Raw genomic sequence first — 6,787 nt, 5'->3', positions numbered from 1 at the left:
ATATCGGCTCACTCAGTTATATGCTTAATCCAAGTTACTCCACAACTTTTAGACTTGATCCCTTGTACGCTCCTCACTCAGGAAAGCGTAAAACAGTCAAGTAGGAGGGTAAAATCGACTTTACACTTTTGGCTTATTCAGTCCTGCTTGCGATCCGTTTAAACTGCTATTAGTTAACTCAATGCCCACATCGAAGATAAATAAAGCAAACCTATCCATGGAGTCAGGAGCTGTAGATTAGTGCATAAAAAAATAATTTGTTTTCTGGAGCCTCACTTTTTTCACTTTTTGCACAAGTCTATTTCCAGCACGATCGAAGCGCATACCGACTGTTACCAGGCCATGGTATATTAATTGTCAGAAAAGAGTAGGTTTTCCAGCTCCCACTTTCACCAATACTATACCTTGACTTTCCCGAAGTACATTCGGTCCCTGAATAGGGCCAAATAAGACAAAGAAAAAATAATTTGTTTTTTGGAAGTGCACTTTTTTCACTTTTTGCACCGCTTCTTTCGATGCAAATCCTGTCCATGAACAGGCCTAATAGAGTGAGCGAAAAAAATAATTTGTTTTTTCTGACATCACTTTTTACACTTTTTGCACGAATTCACCGCTTATAAGTCTTAGGCCTGGCTGAATAGGAAAGAAGAAGCAAAGCACCATAGCAATACAACTGTCTAATAAGAAGCACATTACAATTATCAGGTATCTCTGACGGTTGCAATTAGTCCTGTATCTATACCAATCGAATCCATGGCAAGTTTTTTCACTCCCCTCACCAGAGTCTGTTTCTGTTTACTACTTGTTCTATCGCTCGATCAGTGTAAGCAGCCATCCGTACTAGTTCCTGCCACTACAACGCCGACCCGTGACGATAACATGGGGATGGGTAATCCTGATGAAGCCAAATCCAAAGAATCCAGCCCAAATACTTATCTGAATAGCATGAATATATCAATTCTTCAATAGAGAAGTCAGAAATAACCAAGCTTAGTAGATCGCCTTTACGGTAGAACCTTTATGCTGGTACATAAAAAATTGTGAAAGATCGATTTCTTGATCACCAAAAAGGGTGTTTTTCCCGGTTGTTAATGTGTCAATTAGAGAGATATTTAACTGTTCAAATTAGGCTCCTGATTATGGGTATTTAGGACCCAATAAAGCAATTGTCATTTACCTGTCGCTGTATAATGATCGCTGATCAAAAAAAAGTTGTACTCTGTATATTATGGCTACTTGGTTGTCTGGGAGCCTCAATAAGCAATGGTCAACAGAATACCTGCTGTTCTGATGCTAACTGCAAAACTGTTGCCCAAGCATTTGTTAATCAGCTTCAGACTATTCTAGCGGGTGTTGGAGATAAGCCTTCTGATGAAGCATCAGCTCAAGCTGTCTTGCAGACACTTGGTAAACCTAAAGTTGATGCTGTGGTAAAAATATTAAATGATGTAGACTTATGGAGCAAATCAGATAACGACAAATTGTTATGTTTTGCTCAGCTTCAGCCAGACAGAGTACGGGCGTGGGCTACCTATATCCGACAAGTAAACAATGACGGTAAGTTTCGGTCGGCTGAATTTAAGAAAGGAGGTAGTCTGTTGGTTGGTATTGCTCAGGGAGGAACCAATATTTTCTCAAATTCCGATACCTATGCTGCATCAGGCAGATTACTGTATGGATATACATTCGGGATTCCCTCCAAACCAGCTGGCGGTCATGTCCGATTACAGGGAGGGTTATCCTTATGGTATGGTAGCCATCAGTCTTACTGGCTGGGAACAATTCGGTCAGAAATTAGACTACATGATCTTAGTTCAAAGCAGTTCAGCTTTGGTACCACTCGTTTAGTGCTTGAGGTAAATGCCAATAAATCAACATTTATTGGAGGGGGAGGTATTGGCGTGGAGTTTGGCCCGATTGGCCTGGAAATACTTTCGGAATGGCAACCTTCTGCCTCTCAAGTAATCACTCAATTTGGCTGTTCCTGGAATTTCCGTAAACATTAAAAAGCATATGAGCCGAGCATTGGTTACAAGTGGAGGAGGGGCCAAAGGTGCGTTTACAGTCGGCGCCTTATCCTATTTAGAAGAGAAACAGCTCACAGATTTTGACCTAATCAGTGGCACTAGTACAGGAGCTTTGATTGCTGTTTTTACAGCCGCAAAAAAAATTAGCCTTCTTCGGAATATATATGCTAGCGTCAACAACGACGACATATTAGACCAACAGAATATCGTCGATAATTTTCTATTCAAGAAGCCCTATTTGTTTGATACTGAACCGCTTCAGGAATTAGCTAGGAAGTCACTGGATGACGACACGTTCAATTTCATCAAGACGTCAAAAACTATCTTATGTTTAACCGCAATTAGTTTACAGACAGGGAGAATTACGGTATTTAGTACAAAACCCATCGAGCCTACCGAATTTTATGATGTACAATCCATAGAAACGAGAGATGACCTACTGAACGCTATGATTGCCAGTAGTAATCAGGCAGGTTTTCTTCCACCTGTATCTATTAAGAATAAACTGACGAATCAGATTGAACAGTTTGTAGATGGTGGCAATCGTGAAGTCATTCCTACTCGGGTAGTTGTCTTTCAAAAACCTACTGAGATTTTTGTTCTCAGTAATAATCCAAGAACTTTTGCTCCTTTAATCAAGACCTTTGATAAAATTATTGATACGATTTTACGGGCTATAACGATTTTCATACAAGAAGTCCGAGAAAATGATTTGGCCGTTCTCAAGGAGTATACTGATGAAAAGGGAATTAAACCGATTTTCATTGAACCTGATCATGATCTAGATCCCCTGAATCCAACTGGTTTAAATTTTGATCGGATCGTAATGGCAAATTGGCAGGTTGAAGGCTTTAAAAAAGCGGAACAAGCTTGTACGCAAGCTAAGATCGTAAATGCTATAAAGCCAAGCGTCTAACATTGGGGGCTAGATTAGTTGCAGAAAAAGCTCAGATAGAAAGATGAAAGGGAGGGTATCTAGTATATTATTCAGAAAATGAAATGACTCAAAAGCAATCAGACCCTACTAATCCATTACAACCCAACTATTCAATAGTAGGAGATATTGTCCTTAAAAATCAGAATACGCTCCGAAAGTTGGTAGGCATACTGGGCATGATTTTGCCTGCTTTATGCTACATTCTTTTACAAATCGATAGTAACTTTTCTCCCGTTTTGCCATCTATCAGTCATTACTATTTCACTCGTTCCTGTGGCATTTTTTTAATATGCGTCAGTTCTTTATCCATTTTCCTACTTATTTATAAAGGGCAAGAACCTGTTGATTTCTATGTATCATTTCTGGCAGGAATATCGGCATTTTGTGTATTACTATTCCCTACTGATAATTTGTTAGATTTATTAAACGGGAAGTACAGTTCAGTTACTGTTACCATATTAAAGACCAGCGATTTTAGACCTAAATTCCATTACTTCTCGGCAGCTATTTTCCTATCATGCTTAGCCTTCATGTCCTTCTTTCTATTTACTAGATCTAATTTACCTCCTAGCAAACGGCCAAAGGCGAAAATTAGACGAAACCGCATCTACAGAGTCTGTGCTGTAATCATGGTAGTAGCTTTATCCATAATTTTCCTTGGTTTTCTACAGGTTATTCCGGATAAATATTATAATGATCATTGCTTGACTTTTTGGATGGAAGTATTGGCCGTTGAAGCTTTTGGGTTTTCCTGGATGGTAAAAGGTAATTCATTCTTTACAGACAAGCCATAATAATTCCTCTTAGACCATACTAGCAACTCGCTGTTAAGGTGATTTTATTCCAGAGCTGTCGATACTAATTAGATATTACTAGGCTTGGTATTAAGATTATACCAATACCGGCTTAAAACGTGGCCACCTCTGCCCATCTTATGACCTGGATAGCACAGACTACTTTCATCCTGACCAACATTGTACCCCAAGCACCACAGCTTAACCGGCAATCCTGGCTACGGCTGGAAGATTACTGTCGGAATCTAGTGGCTCAAGGCAACGAGCTATACATTATTGCTAGAACTACGGGCAAAGGTGGCGAAGGAGATAATGGAAAGGCTTCGACTATTGCTAATGGCAGACTAACCGTTCCGGCCGCCCTCTGGAAAGTGATTGTCGTACTGCCGGTGGGATCTGATGATGTGAGCCGGATAAACGCACAGACGAGGGTTATAGTGGTCATAATTCCAAATACCAGCTCAGTAGGTGAACAAGTTTGGCCGGGCCAAACAAAGCCAGCTTGACAAGCAACAAGCAAGGCTTGACGATTTAGAGAGGTTGGTGAAGCAATTGCTGGAAAAGAAGTAAGTGACTAAGACAAGAGCCCCTCCCACCCGGTTGGGGCTTTTTAATTCACTAGCTGTAGTTTCTGGCGTATCAGCCGGAGCGTCTTGATACTCGTTTTGTTGCCGTTCTGGGCATTAATGAGGGCCAGCTTCACGCACTGGCGAAGATTACAGGTTTTTGCCCAACGCGAAATAACAAACTCAGTATCGGGCAGGTATCGACCCTGAAAATAGTCTAGCAGTTCGTTGAGATCATTCATGCCCACTAATGTACCCTTAAGCTAAATCGGTGATGTGTATAAAGCTGACTTTCTACCCAACGGGCTTCCTAGGGGATCCCATCAGCGATTTTCTTCACCTGATCGGGCGATACATTCTTTACCTCTCCCTTCCCATCGAGTTTTACTGAAACACGCCCTGACTCCGTCCAGCGAAGTACCACACCTTTCTGCGTGCCTCGGTAGTAACCATTGGCTCGGACTTCAACGCTGACCCGATCGCCGGGTGAAATTACTGGATTCATGTTTTGATGATTTACTTCGCTTCCAGTATATCACTCCACTTCGTTGTGTAGCAGGGTGAAAGGTACTCCTGCTTCATCGGCCAATCAGGATTGTATTGCTGAGATGCTAGTCGCAGTTTATCCCTCCCATAGCGGTAGTTTAGTTTATCCATCAAACCAGCCAGCTTGATCATTCGCTCGTCAGGCCCCCCCACAAATAACCCTTTTTGTCGGTAGTCAGCAGGCACAAGATTAGTCAGCATAACGCCAACCTTCTGAAAATTATAGCCGAACTGGAAGATAGCTTTTAGGGACGCCTGGGCGTATTTCAGCAGCTCAGCGGTGCTATTAGTCGGGTGAGGTAGTTCCACGGTGCGAGAGTTGTAGTACTGCTTGGCGGGCTGGCCATTACCTGGTGTTTTACGAAATCGGTCGGTGTGCAGAAATACGGTGACGGTACCACACAGCGAATCCTGCTTTCTAAGCTTCTCACACGAGCGGGCTAAGTAAGTTGTCATCGCATCGGTGATCGTGTCTAGGTCGGGCACTAAACGGCCAAAGGAGGGGGCTGTACAGATGGCTTTCTTGGGTGGTGAATTTACTTCCAGCATCCGGCAGGGAAAGCCCCGTAGTTCGTGTTGGAGTCGTAGACCGTTAACGGTCATGACCCTATTGATCCACTCGTCGGGGGCATCCCGAAACTGAGCCGCCGTTACAATGTCATGGCGCTTTAACATACTGGCATACCGATATCCAACCCCCCACAAATCCTTAACGGGAAAGGCCGCTAGGGCTTCGTCAATCTGCCCTTTCGTATCCAGCACGCAAACGCCGTTCAGTTCTGGCCGTTGCTTGGCAAAGCGGTTAGCCAGTTTAGCCAGCGTCTTGGTTGGCCCAAAACCCACGCATACCGGCAGACGGAGCCACTGCTTCACGGTGTCTCGAATTGATTGCCCTAAGCCCTCATAACTCGGATACAGCCCTTCGTAGCCGTTGACTTGCAGGAACGCTTCGTCAATACTATACACCTCAACATCTTCCACAAACCGATTCAAGGTACTCATCAACCGAGCGGACATATCCCCATAGAGGGTGTAGTTACTACTGAATACTTTGATGTCGTGTTGCTGTCTGAGTTCGGCCAACTGAAAAAACGGCACGCCCATTTTAATACCCAATACTTTAGCTTCATTACTACGTGCCACTACGCACCCATCCCGATTGCTGAGGACAATGACGGGTTTGCCTTCGAGCGATGGGTTAAAGCTGCGCTCGCAGGACACATACATGGCGTTGGCATCAACGAGGGCGAACATACTTTGCGGGTTTGAAAATGACGAAGGTGACCACCCCCAGTACCGTAAACTCGTCCTGGTCAGGGTGGACATAGATCGGGGCATACTTCTCGTTACTGGATTCGAGCAGCACCATGGCCTCTTTGCGCACGAATCGCTTCACGCAGTACTCTCCATTCAGCCAAACCACAACTACGCTTCCATCAGCGGGCTTTAAGGCCGAATCCACGATTAACACATCACCGGGACAGATACGATCACCAATCATACTTTCCCCCGCTACCCGAACAAAATAGGTTGCCTCAGGATGAACGATACAGAGGTCATCCAGGCTACAAACCCGCTCCACATAATTTTCGGCAGGACTGGGAAATCCACCCTGAACTAAAGCCAAAAAGAAGGGAATGGCGTGCTTACTAGCAGTAGTCACCTGAACAATATCCTGGGGGTGTATTGGATCAAGGGTGTCGATCATAGCAGTGCCGAAAAATCAAAGAACCGCTATATTATACTTTTGTTATATATGTTGCAAATCAAACATAATAAATCGCCTATTTGGTGATATGTAGAGTTGGTTCATTCCTGACACAAAAAAATGCTGACCCCATTAGAATCAGCATTTCTAGTAGTCACCCTCCCTAGAGTGAAGTATTGATGAGTGACCACTACCGGTCAGGCTTTTAG

9 protein-coding genes are annotated in these 6,787 nt (G+C 43.5%); 5 read left to right on the top strand and 4 right to left on the bottom strand.

Going from position 1 to position 6,787, the window contains the following annotated elements; translation table 11 throughout:
- The first annotated feature begins 753 nt into the window (after positions 1-753).
- The 5 genes from ACYVGO_RS38585 (at position 754) to ACYVGO_RS38565 (ending at position 4,264) form a co-directional block, all read left to right on the top strand.
- Complete coding sequence (locus tag ACYVGO_RS38585; protein ID WP_460974133.1) at positions 754-969, top strand: hypothetical protein; 216 nt, start codon at positions 754-756, stop codon at positions 967-969.
- Between the two features lie 221 nt (positions 970-1,190).
- Positions 1,191-2,006, top strand: coding sequence for a hypothetical protein (locus ACYVGO_RS38580; protein ID WP_460974132.1), 816 nt, complete (start codon positions 1,191-1,193; stop codon positions 2,004-2,006).
- Between the two features lie 7 nt (positions 2,007-2,013).
- Complete coding sequence (locus ACYVGO_RS38575) at positions 2,014-2,943, top strand: patatin-like phospholipase family protein (RefSeq protein WP_460974131.1); 930 nt, start codon at positions 2,014-2,016, stop codon at positions 2,941-2,943.
- Between the two features lie 83 nt (positions 2,944-3,026).
- A complete protein-coding gene (locus ACYVGO_RS38570) occupies positions 3,027-3,758 on the top strand; it encodes a hypothetical protein (RefSeq protein ID WP_460974130.1) in 732 nt (243 codons plus the stop codon).
- 140 nt (positions 3,759-3,898) lie between these two features.
- Positions 3,899-4,264 carry a DNA/RNA non-specific endonuclease gene (locus ACYVGO_RS38565; protein WP_460974129.1) on the top strand — a complete coding sequence of 122 codons (366 nt, stop codon included), beginning with the start codon at positions 3,899-3,901 and terminating at the stop codon, positions 4,262-4,264.
- A gap of 104 nt (positions 4,265-4,368) precedes the next feature.
- Here the strand turns inward: ACYVGO_RS38565 and ACYVGO_RS38560 are convergent, their stop codons facing one another.
- From ACYVGO_RS38560 to ACYVGO_RS38545, 4 genes are all read right to left on the bottom strand, one after another.
- Positions 4,369-4,566 (bottom strand): DUF6965 family protein, encoded by a 198-nt coding sequence (locus ACYVGO_RS38560; protein ID WP_460974128.1) that lies wholly within the window; start codon positions 4,564-4,566, stop codon positions 4,369-4,371.
- 68 nt (positions 4,567-4,634) lie between these two features.
- Positions 4,635-4,829 (bottom strand): hypothetical protein, encoded by a 195-nt coding sequence (locus tag ACYVGO_RS38555; RefSeq protein WP_460974127.1) that lies wholly within the window; start codon positions 4,827-4,829, stop codon positions 4,635-4,637.
- Positions 4,830-4,840: 11 nt separating this feature from the next.
- Positions 4,841-6,124 carry a Y-family DNA polymerase gene (locus ACYVGO_RS38550; protein WP_460974126.1) on the bottom strand — a complete coding sequence of 428 codons (1,284 nt, stop codon included), beginning with the start codon at positions 6,122-6,124 and terminating at the stop codon, positions 4,841-4,843.
- Complete coding sequence (locus tag ACYVGO_RS38545; RefSeq protein WP_460974125.1) at positions 6,108-6,578, bottom strand: LexA family protein; 471 nt, start codon at positions 6,576-6,578, stop codon at positions 6,108-6,110. Before ACYVGO_RS38545 ends, ACYVGO_RS38550 begins: the two co-directional genes overlap by 17 nt.
- Between the last annotated feature and the right edge of the window lie 209 nt (positions 6,579-6,787).

The sequence above is a fragment of the Spirosoma migulaei genome, from assembly GCF_054776855.1.
The sequence above is the reverse complement of the archived record's forward strand: the minus strand, read 5'-3'. Positions and strand labels throughout refer to the sequence as shown.